The sequence below is a fragment of the Desulfoscipio gibsoniae DSM 7213 genome (assembly GCF_000233715.2).
Classification (GTDB): Bacteria; Bacillota; Desulfotomaculia; order Desulfotomaculales; family Desulfallaceae; genus Sporotomaculum; species Sporotomaculum gibsoniae.
This window is the reverse complement of record NC_021184.1, coordinates 1,859,285-1,875,458: the sequence shown is the minus strand read 5'-3', so window position 1 is coordinate 1,875,458 and position 16,174 is coordinate 1,859,285. Positions and strand designations below refer to the sequence as shown.

General features: G+C 45.4%; 17 protein-coding genes. All 17 read right to left on the bottom strand.

Annotated features, from left to right (window positions below):
• Positions 1–18: 18 nt before the first annotated feature.
• The gene (gene rseP, locus DESGI_RS08725) at positions 19–1,041 is read right to left on the bottom strand and encodes an RIP metalloprotease RseP (protein ID WP_006522465.1); all 1,023 of its coding nucleotides are present in this window, start codon (positions 1,039–1,041) and stop codon (positions 19–21) included.
• Positions 1,042–1,167: 126 nt separating this feature from the next.
• Positions 1,168–2,319: a 1-deoxy-D-xylulose-5-phosphate reductoisomerase gene (locus DESGI_RS08720; protein WP_006522463.1), complete on the bottom strand. Its 1,152-nt coding sequence runs from the start codon at positions 2,317–2,319 to the stop codon at positions 1,168–1,170.
• Between the two features lie 26 nt (positions 2,320–2,345).
• A complete protein-coding gene (gene ytvI, locus DESGI_RS08715; RefSeq protein WP_006522462.1) occupies positions 2,346–3,425 on the bottom strand; it encodes a sporulation integral membrane protein YtvI in 1,080 nt (359 codons plus the stop codon).
• A 10-nt stretch (positions 3,426–3,435) separates the two neighbouring features.
• Positions 3,436–4,224 carry a phosphatidate cytidylyltransferase gene (locus DESGI_RS08710; RefSeq protein WP_041284832.1) on the bottom strand — a complete coding sequence of 263 codons (789 nt, stop codon included), beginning with the start codon at positions 4,222–4,224 and terminating at the stop codon, positions 3,436–3,438.
• A 67-nt stretch (positions 4,225–4,291) separates the two neighbouring features.
• Entirely contained in the window at positions 4,292–5,092 is an 801-nt protein-coding gene (uppS, locus tag DESGI_RS08705) for an undecaprenyl pyrophosphate synthase (protein WP_041285337.1), read from the bottom strand.
• Positions 5,093–5,151: 59 nt separating this feature from the next.
• The gene (gene fdxA, locus DESGI_RS08700) at positions 5,152–5,319 is read right to left on the bottom strand and encodes a 4Fe-4S ferredoxin (protein WP_006522459.1); all 168 of its coding nucleotides are present in this window, start codon (positions 5,317–5,319) and stop codon (positions 5,152–5,154) included.
• 2 nt (positions 5,320–5,321) lie between these two features.
• Positions 5,322–5,534: a hypothetical protein gene (locus DESGI_RS08695; RefSeq protein WP_041284831.1), complete on the bottom strand. Its 213-nt coding sequence runs from the start codon at positions 5,532–5,534 to the stop codon at positions 5,322–5,324.
• 88 nt (positions 5,535–5,622) lie between these two features.
• Complete coding sequence (frr, locus tag DESGI_RS08690) at positions 5,623–6,174, bottom strand: ribosome recycling factor (protein ID WP_006522458.1); 552 nt, start codon at positions 6,172–6,174, stop codon at positions 5,623–5,625.
• A complete protein-coding gene (pyrH, locus tag DESGI_RS08685; protein WP_041285336.1) occupies positions 6,158–6,895 on the bottom strand; it encodes a UMP kinase in 738 nt (245 codons plus the stop codon). The genes frr and pyrH overlap by 17 nt, the downstream gene beginning before the upstream one ends.
• Before the next feature lie 74 nt (positions 6,896–6,969).
• The gene (tsf, locus tag DESGI_RS08680; RefSeq protein WP_006522456.1) at positions 6,970–7,623 is read right to left on the bottom strand and encodes a translation elongation factor Ts; all 654 of its coding nucleotides are present in this window, start codon (positions 7,621–7,623) and stop codon (positions 6,970–6,972) included.
• Positions 7,624–7,736: 113 nt separating this feature from the next.
• Positions 7,737–8,435 (bottom strand): 30S ribosomal protein S2, encoded by a 699-nt coding sequence (gene rpsB, locus DESGI_RS08675; protein WP_006522455.1) that lies wholly within the window; start codon positions 8,433–8,435, stop codon positions 7,737–7,739.
• A 236-nt stretch (positions 8,436–8,671) separates the two neighbouring features.
• Positions 8,672–9,454: a GTP-sensing pleiotropic transcriptional regulator CodY gene (codY, locus tag DESGI_RS08670; RefSeq protein WP_006522454.1), complete on the bottom strand. Its 783-nt coding sequence runs from the start codon at positions 9,452–9,454 to the stop codon at positions 8,672–8,674.
• A gap of 192 nt (positions 9,455–9,646) precedes the next feature.
• Positions 9,647–11,047 (bottom strand): ATP-dependent protease ATPase subunit HslU, encoded by a 1,401-nt coding sequence (gene hslU, locus DESGI_RS08665; RefSeq protein ID WP_006522453.1) that lies wholly within the window; start codon positions 11,045–11,047, stop codon positions 9,647–9,649.
• Between the two features lie 17 nt (positions 11,048–11,064).
• Positions 11,065–11,595 (bottom strand): ATP-dependent protease subunit HslV, encoded by a 531-nt coding sequence (gene hslV / locus DESGI_RS08660; RefSeq protein WP_006522452.1) that lies wholly within the window; start codon positions 11,593–11,595, stop codon positions 11,065–11,067.
• Between the two features lie 32 nt (positions 11,596–11,627).
• The gene (gene xerC, locus DESGI_RS08655; protein ID WP_006522451.1) at positions 11,628–12,536 is read right to left on the bottom strand and encodes a tyrosine recombinase XerC; all 909 of its coding nucleotides are present in this window, start codon (positions 12,534–12,536) and stop codon (positions 11,628–11,630) included.
• Between the two features lie 116 nt (positions 12,537–12,652).
• The gene (trmFO, locus tag DESGI_RS08650; RefSeq protein ID WP_006522450.1) at positions 12,653–13,960 is read right to left on the bottom strand and encodes a methylenetetrahydrofolate--tRNA-(uracil(54)-C(5))-methyltransferase (FADH(2)-oxidizing) TrmFO; all 1,308 of its coding nucleotides are present in this window, start codon (positions 13,958–13,960) and stop codon (positions 12,653–12,655) included.
• 35 nt (positions 13,961–13,995) lie between these two features.
• Entirely contained in the window at positions 13,996–16,143 is a 2,148-nt protein-coding gene (topA, locus tag DESGI_RS08645; protein WP_006522449.1) for a type I DNA topoisomerase, read from the bottom strand.
• Between the last annotated feature and the right edge of the window lie 31 nt (positions 16,144–16,174).

The window sequence follows — 16,174 nt, the reverse complement described above, 5'->3', positions numbered from 1 at the left end:
ATTAACATTACATAATATTTAGGGACTTTGGTTAAACAGCTGTAAAACATCATTATAGGTGACAAAAACAACCAGTAATAGCAGCAACCCAAACCCCACCATGTGTATAAAATTCTCCTTGGAGGGATCTACGGGACGCCCTCGTAAACCTTCCAAACCAAGGAACATTATTCTACTGCCGTCCAACGCAGGAATGGGGAACAAATTGAATAACCCCAGATTGATACTTAAAAAGGCAGCCAAATACAACAAGTAGTAGAAACCCGTATCCACCGCCCGGTCAATTTCCCAAACCATCCTCACCGGTCCGCCCAAATCCGCAGGTGCCTGGCCAACGATCATCTTACCGACAAATTCCACTATCAATACTGTTACCTGGAAAGTAAGCTTGAAGCCATTGGCAAGCGCAGCCAGCGGGTTTAATTTTTGTACACGGGAGATGCCGATCATGGCCCTACCCTCTTCACCTACGACGGGAGTGATAGTTAGCTCTATCCTTTGATTATCTCTTATAATCACCAAATCAGTGGGCTGACCGGGTCGACTGCTAATGGTTGATATAATTTCTTCCCAGTCTGCAACCTTTTTACCCGCTATGGAATAAATTTGGTCACCAGACTTAATACCCGCTTGCTCAGCCGGCTGCCCGGGCATAACGCTGGCAACGGTTGTGCCCGACACAGGCATACCCTGCAACATAAATGTAACTGCCATCAATACCGCCGCCAGTAAAAAGTTCATCAGCGGACCAGCTATTATTACCGCCATACGCTGCAGTACAGATTTATCGTTAAAACCCTTGCCTTCCTCTACGTCCTCTTCTTCGGGATCCATACCGGCCATGCGCACAAATCCGCCCAAAGGTAATAACCGCAAGTTGTAATCAGTGCCTCCACGGTTTTGGCCAAATAATTTAGGTCCAAATCCCAAGCTGAACTCATGAACTTTTATACCCACCGCTTTGGCCACGGCAAAATGACCCAGCTCATGAAAAAATATCAATATAGCAAAAACAAAAACTGATGCCCAGAAGGTAGCCATACAGACCATCCTTTATTTTATTTTTAGCATGTTGCATTACAATTAAAAACTTAACAGTAAGCAAAAAGGTGCTTACAAAAAGGTACTCAACCATTGGTATAGAACCTATTCCAGCAAGATAATGTCTTATTGGATAATTATTTCTTCCACCCGACGGCGTGCCCAGCGATCCGCCTCCAGTATATCTTCCAAGGAAGCGAATGTAACCGGGCTATGCCCTTCCATAACTTTTGCCACTAACTTAGGAATAGCTGTAAATTCAACTTTTCCAGCCAAAAAAGCGTGTACAGCCACTTCGTTAGCGGCATTTAACACCGCTGGCATAGTTTTTCCCACCCGCCCCGCCTGAAAAGCAAGTTCCAGTGATGGAAACCGTGCAATATCCGGTTCTTCAAAGGTCAAGTTACCAATGGGCCACTGTAACCTTGGTGCACCTCCCGCCAACCGACGGGGATAAAAAAGAGCGTACTGAATGGGTAGACGCATATCTGGAACGCCCATTTGGGCCAGCACAGAGCCATCTATATATTCCACCATGGAGTGGATAATGCTCTGTGGGTGTATCACCACTTTTATATTATCATAAGCAACGTCAAACAACCACCTGGCCTCGATAACCTCAAGGCCTTTATTCATTAATGTAGCCGAGTCCACTGTTATTTTAGCGCCCATCTGCCAGTTGGGATGATTAAGGGCTCTGGAGGGAGTTATACCGGCCATTTGATCGGGTTTATAATTGCGAAATGGTCCCCCGGAGGCAGTAAGCAAGATCCTGGCCACATTATGTCTATCTTCACCGTTTATGCACTGCCAAATGGCCGAATGCTCGCTGTCCACCGGCAAAATGGTAACGCCATATTCCCCAGCCATACGCATGACTAATTCACCGGCCGCCACCAGTGTTTCCTTATTGGCCAAGGCAATGTTTTTACCAGCCTTGATAGCCTCCACGGTGGGTAAAAGACCCACCGCACCAGATATAGCGGTTAAAACAGTATCAGCGCCGGAAAAAGCAGCCACCGCAAGTAGGCCCTCAAGGCCATAATGTATTTCTATTTTCTGCCGCCCGTCCAGCTGTTGCCGCAGCCATAGCGCATCATCTTCCTTTTGAAGAGAAACTAAAAGTGGCTTGTATTTTTTAACCTGTTCCAATAGCAATTGCTTATTATTTCCGGCGGCAAGTGCCATCAGCTGAATATCATCAGGGAAATCATCCAAGACCTGTAAAGCCTGGCGGCCAATGGATCCGGTACTACCTAAAATTGCTAGTTGCTTCATGATATTCTCCACTTTATTGTATTCATTTACTTACTAGAACTTCCCGCTTTTACTGCCGCCTGTATGGCAATAACCAGCATGGGGCCTAATACAAGCCCGAGTACTCCTACGGTTTTCAATCCTACAAACATGGCAATCAATACGGCTAAGGGATGAAGCCCCAAATTAGCAGCTACCACTTTGGCCTCAAGTACGCCCCTTATAACCATCACCAGCAAATAAAGCACTATAAGCTTAGCACCCAACAGCATATCGCCGGTGATAAAAGCCCAAATAGCCCAAGGGATATAAATAGTACCCGGGCCCAATACCGGTATCATATCCAAAAAACCAATCAACAAACCTATAGTCAGGGCATAACTTGCTCCTATGAAATACAGGCCAATAATGCTTAGAAAAGCTGTAATGGAGACTAAAATAAATTGAGCCCGTACATATGACTGAAATGCCAAGGCTACCTGCCGGCTTACTTCCAAAACTTGCGCACCCCACGGTGGAGGTACTATCCTCAACCAAAGCCGGGCTATTTTTTCTCTATCTCTACTGAAAAAATAAGTGGCTATTAAACAAAACAGTAAAATCATAATAGCACTTGGAATACCGCTTATTATAGTAAGTAAAACACTAACTAGTTCACCGGCCCAGTGCTGCATGGTATTGGTTAAGCTATTCAAAGATTCCTTCAAATTATCCGTTACACTTTTCGGCAAAGTACCGTAAAATAAAACTCCTTTTTTCACCCACAAATCAATAAACTGTTGCGTTTTTTCAACCCTTTGGGGCAGCGTCACGGAAAGGTCACTCAATTCCTTAACCAACCTTAAAATAATCCAAGTTAGTACAGTGCCAATGCTTCCAAAAAAAACCAACATACTAACAGGCACGGTAATTGATCGGGAATACTTTCCGTTACGACTAAAAAAAACCACCAGTGGTTCCATAAAAATACTAAAAATAATCGCCAGCAAGAACGGAAATAATACGGCCAGTAAATATAATAACCACGCTAGCATTTCGGGTACCGCATATTTCGCAGCAAGGTAAATGGCCAGCAGCGTCACCGCACCCGCCAGCACATATAAAATTTTTATTACCGTCCGCGGCAACTAATTCACCTCAATTATGTAATATTAAGACCACATAATAATATACCAGTGGAGCTGTGAACAGCATACTGTCGAAACGATCCAGGACACCCCCGTGACCGGGTATCAGATTGCCGGCGTCCTTAATACCAGCCAGACGCTTAATAGCGGACTCTACTAAATCACCGATCTGAGCCGCCAGCCCGGTGATAAACCCTAGTGACAACACCGGCCATAACGGTAGCGGACTATAAGACATTACTACCACCCAAGCCGCAATGGTACTGCCCAGTACACCTCCCACAGCCCCTTCCAATGTCTTGCCGGGACTTAGCTCAGGGGCCATACGCCGCTTACCCCACCGGCGACCGACTAAATAAGCCAGAGTATCGCTGGACCAGGTACAAACCAGCACTAATACCAGCCATATTAGGCCGTTTGGCAATGTACTGATTAAAAAAAGAAAAATAAGTAATCCTACATATATAGTACCAAAAAAGGATATCGCCACATCGATAGGAGTAAACCTCGGGTAAAACGCGGTCATAAGCACCAGATAAAATATTAAAATTATTATCAAAGCATCAGCCGGATAGCCCCCTTTATATTGATATGCCGCAGCGGCCAAAAAAAGACAACCCGGTATAATCATAATTTGGGGCACTTGCATTTCCAGCCTGGAAAATATCATACTAATTTCCCGGGCTCCTAATAACATCAATACTGCGGTTACGATCAATAAGACAACGCCACCATACCACACCGCAGCAAATAAAATAGGAACTCCAATGATTGCACTCAATACCCTCTGCCAAAACACCAAATCACCAGCCCGGGATAAAATCTATCCATATTTTACTACAAGTTACAGTCTATACAGTTAACAGTTAATTTTTCAACAGCCCACCAAAGCGCCTTTCCCGTCGCTGAAAATCCAGTAAAGCCTGTAATAGTTCCTTTCTGCCAAAATCCGGCCACAAGGTATTTGTAAGCCAGAATTCTGTATAGGCCAACTGCCACAGTAGAAAGTTGCTCACCCGATAATCACCTGCCGGCCTGATTAACAAATCGGGATCAGGTTGGCCCGCTGTATATAAATGATCAGCGATAACTTGCTCATTAATTTCCTCCACTTTTAAATCACCACTGCTAATTTTTTGCCCAATTTCCTGCACAGCTTTAAGCAGTTCGGATCTACCACCGTAATTAAGGGCTACGTTAAAAACAAGCCCGGTATTATTTTTGCTGCGCCGGGCGGCCATATCCACAGCCTCCCGGGCTTTGTCCGGGAGATCGGATAATATGCCCATAGGATGTACCCGCACGTTATTGGCGCACAATTCATCAATTTCTTTATTAAGGTACTCGACCAATAGATTCATCAATATGTTAACTTCCTCGTGCGGCCTTTTCCAGTTCTCAGTGGAAAAGGCATACACCGTTAAATGCTTTAACTTGAGTTCCACGCAAAGTTTTACCACCTGACGCAAAGCATTGACGCCGGTCCTGTGCCCAAACGACCTGGGTGCCCCCCGCCGGATGGCCCACCGCCCATTGCCGTCCATGATAATCGCTACATGAACCGGCAGTTTGGCAATATCCAGCTGTTTCAATAATTCGTCTTCACTAATACTCTTTTTCGTGGAAACAGCATTTTTGGGACGGTTGCCTAACAGCCGTTTAAACATTCCGGGTTCCCCTTTCTTATTATAAAACAACCCCCTCCGGAAACGAGGGGGTTGTTCCATTATTCTTCAATAATGGCTCCGGTGGGGCATTCCTCAATACAAGTTCCACAATTCTCGCATTTGTCTGCATCAATCTTATATATATCGCCTTCTATAATCGCGTCATTAGGGCAGGATTCCAGACAAGTACCACATGCCAGACAATCATCGGTAATTCTATATGCCAACGTTACACCTCCTTCCCTGGAACATCTTTAGCCACCGTTAGCATAACAATGCTGCCGGGAAGCTCACGTCCACGAAGTACCCTGTACCGTCCTGTCATTTCACCACGGGGTGGCGATGTAAATTCCACCTCAACCCGCCAACCCGTCGAACGGCATAGCTCCAATGCTGTATCAAGTTCCAAAGTCAAGAGGTCGTTAATTTTCATATTTATCACCGCGAATTACTTCTAAGTCACCAAAAAACATCGTAATAGTCACTTGGACAGTCTGTCCAATAATTCATTCATATACCAGTAAAAGAGTCTAAACTGTTAAAATCTCCTTTTCCTTGGCAGCAAATAATGCATCGATTTCCTTTATGTATTTATCAGTAAGTTTTTGCACTTCATCTTGCAAACGCCGCAATTCATCTTCAGAAATATCTCCGTTTTTTTGCTGGCTTTTTAATCCATCATTGGCATCCCTGCGCAAATTACGTACGGCAACACGGCCTTCTTCTGCCTTCTTCTTAATCACTTTAACCAGCTCGGCTCTTCTTTCCTTGGTCAACTGCGGTACGGCCAACCTGATAATGTTACCGTCACTGGCCGGTGTAATCCCCAAATCAGATTTTAAAATAGCTTTTTCGATCTCAGGCATCGCAGTCTTATCCCATGGCTGGATAACAAGCAATCGCGCTTCTGGAGTGGTAATATTAGCCAGCTGGTTTATCGGTGTGGGGGTACCATAGTACGTCACCATAATTTTATCCAATAAAGCAGGAGTAGCCCTTCCTGCACGTAAAGAAGCAAACTCTTTGTTAACTACTTCCACCGTTTTTTTCATATTTTTCTCGGTGTCAGACAGAAGTGTCATTCAAATCACCTCCAACATATGTTCCAACATTTTCGCCTAAAACAGCCCGGTTAATATTTCCCGGCTCATTAAGCCCAAAAACAAGCAATGGAATGCGGTTGTCCATACACAGGGAGGTAGCTGTTGAATCCATTACGCCAAGCCCTTTATTTAACAAATCAATATAACTTAGCTGACCAAATTTAATAGCATTCTCATTCTTCAGCGGGTCAGAATCATAAACACCGTCAACCCGCTTGGCCATTAAAATCACCTCGGCCTCTATTTCAGCAGCCCGCAAAGCAGCGGTGGTATCCGTAGAAAAGTACGGATTTCCCGTACCAGCTGCAAAAATTACCACCCGCCCCTTTTCCAGGTGTCTGATAGCTCGCCGGCGGATATATGGCTCAGCCACTTCACGCATTTCAATGGCAGTTTGCACCCTGGTGTCAACTTCATGTTTAGCCAAAGCGTCCTGTAAGGCCAAGGAGTTGATTACTGTGGCCAGCATGCCCATATAATCAGCTGTGGCCCTGTCCATTCCCTTGGTGCTACCCGCTACACCGCGCCATATATTGCCGCCGCCAACAACCACTGCCACCTCAACGCCCAGTTGGACCACTTCTTTTATCTGAACCGCTATTGAATATGCAACCTCCGGGTCTATACCATATCCCATGGTCCCGGCCAATGCCTCACCGCTAAGCTTTAATACGACCCTTTTATACTTGGGTGCATCCATTGGGGCCATATAACCTCCCGTCACTTCATTTTAATTATTCTACGTAAATATTAAAATTCCTTTTTGTACCTATATTATTTTCCTGCCTGTGCCATTACTTCCGCAGCGAAATCATCCTGCCTTTTTTCCAGTCCCTCGCCAAGCTCATAGCGAACAAACCTGCGCACCGAAATATTTTCTCCGATTTTAGCTATTTTTTCAGTCACCAGCTGCTTAATGGTTTTGTCCGGATCTTTAATAAAAGGCTGTTCCAGCAGACAAATCTCTTTATAAAACTTCTCAATCCTACCTTCTACCATTTTTTCAATAATTTTTTCGGGTTTTCCTTCATTTGCCGCCTGGGCAGCTAAAATTTCCCTTTCCTTAACAACCATGCTCTCGGGTACTTCTTCCCTAGCTACGTATTGGGGGCGAGCAGCAGCAATCTGCATAGCAATATCCCGCACCAACTCTTTGAACTCATCGGTTTTAGCTACGAAATCAGTTTCACAGTTTACTTCTACCAATACACCAATTTTCCCCCCGGCATGAATATAGGACTCGACAAGGCCCTCTGCAGTAATTCTGCCGGATTTTTTAGCTGCGGAAGCTAAACCTTTTTCACGTAGAAAATCAATGGCCTTTTCAATATTACCCTCTGTCGCTAACAGTGCTTTTTTACAGTCCATCATACCTGCACCGGATCTTTCCCGTAGTTCCTTTACCATTGCCGCAGTTATTTCGGCCATTTAATAACCCCCCTATACATGTTTTTTATTGTAATGTACTATTATATCCAAAAATTTAAGCAAATAGAAAAAAAGCAGGGGTTACCTTCCCAGGCTAATCCCCCGCCAACAAGTTATTCAGCAGTTTGTTCACCCTGGTTGCCTTCAATCACGGCATCAGCCATTTTTGCGGTTAAAAGCCTGACCGCCCTAATGGCATCATCATTACCGGGTATAATATAGTCAACTTCGTCAGGATCACAATTGGTATCCACGATAGCTACAATAGGGATGCCTAATTTACGCCCTTCTGCAACGGCAATGCGCTCTTTGCGCGGGTCAATAACAAACAATGCCTGGGGCAAACGACGCATTTCCTTAATACCGCCTAAAAACTTAGCTAATCTTTCTTTTTCATGCAATAGCTCTGCCACTTCTTTTTTAGGCAACTTATCCATTGTCCCATCCTGCTCCATCTTTTCAAGTTCATGCAGCCTGTCAATCCGCCTGCGGATGGTCTGGAAATTAGTCAACATGCCACCAAGCCAGCGCTGATTGACATAAAACATACCGCATCGTTCAGCTTCTTCTCGAACTGATTCCTGAGCCTGTTTTTTAGTACCGACAAAAAGGATATTGCCGCCTTCCTGAACGGTAGATTTGACGAAGTTATATGCTTCCTCGACTTTTTTTACAGTTTTTTGCAAGTCAATAATATAAATGCCATTACGATCTGTAAAAATGTAAGGAGCCATTTTGGGGTTCCATCTCCGGGTTTGGTGTCCAAAATGAACACCCGCCTCGAGCAGTTGTTTCATAGATATTACGGCCACTGGTATTAACACCTCCTCCCCCGCCGGTTTTTTCCTCCGCTGCCATCATCTCTCCCAGGGCCCCCACGGGGAACCACCTGCGCAAAATCCGGCAGCGTGTGTATTTAACACCAGGATGTATTCTAACATAAAGTTTAACCCGTGACAAGGCTGCCTATTAAATACAGATAAAAAAAAGTAGCCACTTCCTCAATGGCTACCTTTCGTGGATCTTAGTTATATGTTGGCCTTTTATTTTAATGTTCCTTAATTCTATCTAATTCTTCCAGCAAACGGTCATTTAATACTTTTATAAAAGTACCCTTCATACCCAGAGATTTTGATTCAATAACGCCGGCACTTTCAAACTTACGCAGAGCATTTACAATTACAGATCTAGTAATGCCAACCCGGTCCGCTATTTTACTGGCCACCAACAATCCCTCATCGCCGTCAAGCTGTTTGAATATGTGGTGTACTGCATCGAGTTCAGAATAGGACAGGGTGCCTATGGCAATTTGCACAGCAGCTCGTTTCCTGGCCTCCTCTTCCATACGATCCTGGCGGGCTCGCAGTATTTCCATCCCCACAACAGTAGCGCCAAGTTCAGCTAAAATCAAATCCTCATCAGCAAAGTTTTCCTCATATTTAGCCAGTACCAGTGTCCCCAACCTGGCACCTGCACCCACAATTGGCACAACAGTGGTTATTTTGTTATATTCACACTTAATCTCATGGTTAAAGGCGCATGCATTAACAGTTTGACATATATTAGCATGCGTTTCATTAATGCGCAGCAGGTTTTCATTATAATCGCGCGGAAAACCCGCCGGTGATTCAACAATGTTTTCCATAATATCACAGACAAATCCTCTTAAATAACTGAACCCTAGCACCTTTCCCCGGCGATCCAATATATAAACACTACATTCTATAATCTCACTTAATATTGCCGATATTTCCTTAAAATCAACCGGATAACCCGCAGATTTTTGTAAAACCTTGTTAATAGATCGGGTTTTACCAAGTAAATTACGCAAGCTACATCGCCTCTTTCTTATACTAATTCAATTGCTAATACTTTTTAAATATATAACAGCAAATATTTTTTGACCGGCTGTAATCATTGCAGCAAATCGCATAGCTTAAAGCGCATAGCCCTTTAAACATTCGGTCAAACCTTCCATGGCGTATTATAAAGAAGTTGCCTATATTTTATGATAACTTGTGAATTAAAGTATATACCTACTCAGATCTTGATCCTTAACTACATCACCAAGCTTTTTAACCACATAATGTTCATCAATACTAAACGACTTATTCTCAATCTCTGTAGCATCAAAAGATATATCTTCCAGCAGCTTTTCCATGATAGTGTGCAACCGCCTGGCACCGATATTTTCTGTTTGCTCATTTACAGTATAAGCGATTTCGGCAATTTTCACAAGAGAGTTTGACGAAAATATAACCTCAACCCCTTCAGTGCGCAATAGTTCAACATATTGCCTGATTAAAGAATTTTTTGGCTCAACTAATATTTGCCAGAAATCGTCCTTAGTAAGGCTAGCCAGTTCCACCCTAATGGGAAAACGTCCCTGGAGTTCGGGGATCAAATCTGACGGTTTAGACATGTGAAAGGCACCGGCTGCAATAAACAATATATGATCTGTCTTAACAGGGCCGTACTTAGTCATCACCGTGGATCCCTCCACTATGGGCAGTATGTCCCGCTGCACACCGCCCCGGGAAACATCAGGACCGGCGCCCCCCTCACGCATAGCAATTTTATCTATTTCATCCAGAAATATAATACCATCGTTTTCCGCCAGCTGTATGGCAGATGACGTCACCTCGTCCATGTCAATTAGCTTTTGAGCCTCCTGCTGAGTTAAAATCTTGCGTGCTTCAGTAACTGTTAACCTGCGTGGGCGCTTTTTCTTGGGGAAAATGTTGCCCAGCATATCACTTATATTAACACCCATCTCTTCCACGCCCGAGCCCGTAAATACTTCCATCATGGGTGGCCTGCTGTCTTCAACCTCAATTTCCACGTATTCTCCTTCCAGCTCACCCCTAGCCAGCTTCTCCCGCAAGGTTTCCCTCTCAAATTTAACCCGGCTGGCCATTTGCTGATACTGGACATTTTCCGTTTGATCCGGCTGCCGACCGGCACCAAACAGCATTTCCAGGGGGTTACGCAGCGGCTTATCTTCCCTGGGCAGGGGGGCCAGCAGCTCTATAATTCGTTCGTTGGCCATTCTTTCAGCTTTTTCTTCTACCATAGCCATCCTTTCGCTGCGCACTATGCGAATAGATGTTTCCACCAGATCGCGTACCATCGACTCAACATCCCGGCCTACGTAGCCCACTTCAGTAAACTTGGTAGCCTCCACTTTTACCAACGGCGCCTTAACCAGTTTAGCCAGCCTGCGCGCTATTTCAGTTTTACCCACACCCGTTGGGCCGATCATCAATATATTTTTAGGCATAACTTCATCCCGCAAATCTTCGGGCAGTTTACTCCTCCGGTACCTGTTGCGCAGCGCAATGGCTACCGCCTTTTTTGCCTGGTTTTGACCAACGACGTATTTATCAAGTTCCGCAACAATTTGCCTGGGAGTTAGCGAATTCATACTGAAAACCTCCGTTTTTATAATGTCTCTACAGTTATATGATCATTGGTATACACACAAATTTCAGCTGCTATGAACATAGCTTCCCGAACCACTTCTGCGGCACTCAGTTTGGCATGTTTGACCAGCGCACGGGCAGCCGCCATAGCGTATGGCGCACCGGAACCAATAGCAACCACCCCGTCATCAGGCTCAATGACTTCACCGCTGCCACTAATAACCAGTATACATTCTTTATCGGCCACAAGCAGCAGTGCCTCCAGGCGGCGCAAATATTTATCTGTTCGCCATTCTTTGGCCAATTCAACCGCTGCCCTCTTCATGTTACCCTGGTATGATTCAAGTTTACCCTCAAACTTTTCAAATAAAGTAATAGCATCGGCCACCGAACCGGCAAATCCGGCTAGTACAGCTCCGCCATGCAAGCGGCGCAATTTGCGGGCATTATGTTTTAGTGCTGTATTTTGTCCGAGGGTTACCTGACCGTCGCCGGCCATTGCCACTTCTTTACCTTGCTTAACGGCCACTATAGTGGTGGCATGAAACATTTGTCATTCTCCTTTTAGAGCAAATTTTTCTATCACGCCCTGGGGTGACATTGATCATAAACACGCTTTACGCGTTCCTTGCTTAAATGAGTGTAAATCTGGGTGGTGGAAAGCCGCGCGTGTCCGAGCAGTTCCTGCACCGAACGCAAATCAGCCCCGTTGTCCAATAGATGAGTGGCGTATGAATGCCGAAATGTATGGGGGCTGGTTTTTATATGTATACGCAACTGTTGGACATATCGCTTAACCAGCCAGCGCACCCCCCGGTCCGTAAGCCGGCCACCTTTATTATTTAAAAAAAGAGCATCCTGGCGCCCTTGATTTACATCAATTAACTGCGGACGCACCTGATTCATATAAAAACGTATAGCTTCCAAGGCGTAGCTACCCAGAGGAACCAGTCGTTCCCGATCCCCCTTGGCAGTAACTTTTATTGTCCCCGTATTCAGATCAATATCACTAATATTAATACCCACCAGTTCACTGACTCTAATACCTGCGCTGTATAAAGTTTCAAGAATAGCGTGATCCCGGGCACCCAATAGTTTTTGCTGCGGGGGACATTCCACTAACTGCTTCATTTCCTCTTCCGCCAAAAAGATTGGCAATCTTCTGTCACGCTTGGGAGTATTGACTCTGACGAGAGGATTATCCTCAAGTACCCCCTCCCTGCACAGGTACTTGAAAAATGACCGCCAGGTCGACATCCGCCTGGCGATAGTGGCACCGGATTTTTGCCGCGCATGCATGTCCGCCAGGTAGCTTCTAAAAAGATTTTTTGTAATCTGGGCAGGGTGAATACTATAGTCATCCTTGGCTAGAGCCCGGGCAAAAAATATCAGTCCATCATATAAATCGTTATCATAATTTTTGATAGTATTTGGTGATGCATTTTTTTCCGTCTGCAAATATACAAAAAACCCATCCATATAAGCGTACATTATTTTACCTCACAATGGTCATATTACTTTACGTTATGTACACGTGCAGTATACCCTTATGAATATACTGCCGATATGATTTCTATCCAGCCAACCAACATTTGGGCCACCTCTTTTTATTGTATCAGTGCCTGCAATTGTTCCATTTTTTCCAGCGCCCGGCTGGCATACATAGCATAGCGCTTCTTTTTATCCCGCACCTTCTCTGCCAGTGGTGGGAAAAGGCCGAAAGTAATATTCATGGGCTGGAAATGACGGGCATCTGCTGATGTTATGTAATGAGCCAAAGCGCCGTGGGCTGTTTGGGCCGGCCAAACCACCGGCTGACGGCCTTGAATCAGTAAAGCGGCGTTTATACCTGCCACCAACCCCGAAGCGGCAGATTCCACGTACCCCTCTACCCCCGTTATCTGCCCGCCAAAAAATAAATCCTCCTTCAATTTGCACTGATAGGTCGGTTTTAACAACACTGGAGAATTGATATATGTATTGCGGTGCATTACTCCATAGCGCATAAACTCGGTCTGTTCTAAACCAGGTATCATACTGAACACGCGTTTTTGTTCGCTCCATTTGAGATGGGTTTGAAAGCCAACGATATTTAGCATAGTTCCGGCTGCATTATCCCTGCGCAACTGTACCACGGCATATGGTCTTTTACCTGTACGCGGATCAATCAACCCCACAGGTTTCAGCGGCCCGAATCGCATGGTATCCTCTCCCCGCCGGGCCAGCACCTCGATGGGCATACAGCCTTCGAAATTGATTTCTTGATCAAAATCCTTGCGGTGTGCCCGCTCGGCAGTGGCCAAAGCTTGCTGGAAGGCTGTATACTCGTACTCATTCATGGGACAGTTCATATAGTCGTCCTCACCCTTGCCATAGCGGGAAGACCAGAAAACTTTATCCATATTAATTGATTCCAGACTAACTATAGGAGCCACGGCATCATGAAAATATAAATATTCTTGCCCTGTAAACTCCCTGATTCTCTCCGCCAGCCGGTCAGAAGTCAAAGGACCCGAGGCCACAAGCACAACACCGCTAGTTATATCAGTACATTCCTCCCTGTATACCGTAATTAACGGATGTTCTTCCAGCATACCGGTAACAGCAAGGGCAAAATCCTCCCGGTCCACAGCCAGCGCGCCCCCAGCCGGCACGCTGTGGCTATCGGCACACTGCATGATAATGGAATCCAGCCTGCGCATTTCTTCCTTTAATAAACCAACTGCGTTTTCCAATGCCCGGGCCCTCAGCGAGTTGCTGCAAACAAGTTCGGCAAAATAACCGGTTTGATGCGCCGGTGTGCTCTTTTGAGGCCGCATTTCATAAAGATGTACCCGTATACCCCTGCGGGCCGCCTGCCAGGCCGCCTCGGACCCGGCTAGACCTGCACCGATAATGATTAATGGATTTTGCAATATCGCCACCTCTGTAATTAAGCTGTATACCGCATTTAGTAGGCGTTAACCGAATCATTCGCCTCACCTGCGGAAGCATTATGATTGTCTCCTTCTTCTTCATCTACTGCTTCGACCTTAGCCCCGCACTCCTTATTGGTGCAGTGATACACCTGGCCCTTTTTATTTTCCTTTAAAACCATCATGCTGCCACAAATAGGACATTTACGATTGGTAGGCTGGTCCCAAACCACGAATTCACATTCCGGGTAATTACTGCAACCATAAAATTTTCTTCCCTTTTTACTGCGTCTTAAAACCAGCTCGCCGCTGCAATTGGGGCAAGATACACCGGTGGGCTCCAGTAATGGTCTGGCATTCCTACATTCCGGAAACCCCGGGCAAGCCAAAAACTTTCCGTATCTACCCATTTTAATGACCATATTTCTACCACACAGCTCGCATACTTCGTCAGTAACCTCGTCCTCCACCTGAATCTGTTCTATCTCCTTGTCCGCTACCTCCAGCAGTTCTTCAAAGGGCATGTAAAAATCTTCGAGAATACTGACCCAGTTTACATCCCCTTCTTCGATATCGTCTAATTTCTGCTCCATTGCTGCTGTGAACTCAACATCAATAATATTGTAAAAATATTTTTTCAGCAAGTCCACCACCACTAAACCAAGCTCGGTGGGATAAAAATTTTTCTTTTCCCTTACTACATAGCCTCTTTTAAGTATAGTATCAACAATGGGCGCATAAGTACTTGGCCGGCCAATACCCTTCTCCTCCAAGGTTTTTATTAAGGTGGCATCAGTAAACCTGGGCGGTGGCTGGGTAAAGTGCTGTTTAGGTACCAGGGCACGTAGTTTTAATTGCTCACCTTCCTGCAGCTCCGGCAATGTTTTACTTTCGCCGGTTTCCTCTTCATCGTCTCGCCCCTCAATATAAACCTGCATAAAACCGGGAAATTTAATAATGGAACCATTGGCCCTGAAAATGTACTTTCCCGCCCGAACATCCACGCTGGTGGTATCAATAATCGCAGGACTCATCTGGCTGGCCACAAATCTTTCCCAAATCAACTTGTATAACCTGTATTGATCGCGGGTTAAAAATTGTTTAATATTATCCGGTTCCCTCAGCACAGAGGTGGGCCTGATACCCTCATGGGCATCCTGGGACCGGCCCTTGGGTGCCACACGCCTTTTCTCGGCAGGGACATATCCGGCACCAAAGCGCTCGACAATAAAGGAATCTGCTTCTTGCTCCGCGGTTTCGGCTATCCGGGTGGAATCGGTACGGATATAAGTAACCAAGCCCACCGGGCCTTCTTTACCCAAATCCAGACCTTCATAAAGCTGCTGGGCCACCATCATAGTCTTCCTGGCCGTAAAATTTAATTTACGATAGGCTTCTTGCTGCATACTGCTGGTGGTAAAGGGTAGAGCAGGCTGCCTCTTTTTCTCCCGCCGGGTAATTTTAGCTACTTCAAATGATTCTTTTTGCAAATCATCTCTAATTTCATTGACATGCGCTTCATCTGGAATATGCGCTTTTTGCCCGTCAATTTTATGTAATTTAGCCACCAGACTGCCCGTTCTCCCCTTGACCAGTTTAGCGGCTAGAGACCAGTATTCCTCCGGTTCAAAAGCCTGAATTTCCTCTTCACGGTCACAAATCAAACGCATAGCCACCGATTGCACCCGCCCGGCGCTTAAGCCTTTTTTAACCTTGCGCCATAGCAGCGGGCTTAAATTATAGCCAACTAACCTGTCCAGAATGCGCCTGGCCTGCTGGGCATCCACTTTGCGCCTGTCAACAGGGCGCGGGTGCTTGACAGCCTGCTGTACCGCTTGCTTGGTAATTTCATTAAATGCAATCCGGCACGGATCTTGTTCATTAATATTTAACACATTGGCCAGGTGCCAGGCAATGGCTTCCCCTTCCCGGTCAGGGTCGGAGGCCAGCAGTACTTTATCAGCCTTTTTGGTGGCAGCCTTTAATTCTTTAATTATATCGCCCTTACCTCTAATAGTTATATACTTGGGTTTAAAACCTTCTTGTATATCAACCCCGAATTGACTTTTTGGCAGATCCCTCACATGCCCCATTGACGCTTTAACTGTATATTTTTTGCCAAGAAACTTGCCCAGGCTTTTAGCCTTGGCCGGTGATTCCACAATTACTAAAGTTTTTGCCACACAGTTCACCTCAAGTCTTAGGTTCAATAAC

Coding starts and splice junctions, on each gene's coding strand:
- rseP (WP_006522465.1), bottom strand. CDS start 1,041: ATGGCTACCTTCTGGGCATCAGTTTTTGTTTTTGCTATATTGATATTT.
- DESGI_RS08720 (WP_006522463.1), bottom strand. CDS start 2,319: ATGAAGCAACTAGCAATTTTAGGTAGTACCGGATCCATTGGCCGCCAG.
- uppS (WP_041285337.1), bottom strand. CDS start 5,092: ATGTTTAAACGGCTGTTAGGCAACCGTCCCAAAAATGCTGTTTCCACG.
- frr (WP_006522458.1), bottom strand. CDS start 6,174: ATGACACTTCTGTCTGACACCGAGAAAAATATGAAAAAAACGGTGGAA.
- pyrH (WP_041285336.1), bottom strand. CDS start 6,895: ATGGATGCACCCAAGTATAAAAGGGTCGTATTAAAGCTTAGCGGTGAG.
- tsf (WP_006522456.1), bottom strand. CDS start 7,623: ATGGCCGAAATAACTGCGGCAATGGTAAAGGAACTACGGGAAAGATCC.
- hslU (WP_006522453.1), bottom strand. CDS start 11,047: ATGAATTCGCTAACTCCCAGGCAAATTGTTGCGGAACTTGATAAATAC.
- hslV (WP_006522452.1), bottom strand. CDS start 11,595: ATGTTTCATGCCACCACTATAGTGGCCGTTAAGCAAGGTAAAGAAGTG.
- xerC (WP_006522451.1), bottom strand. CDS start 12,536: ATGTACGCTTATATGGATGGGTTTTTTGTATATTTGCAGACGGAAAAA.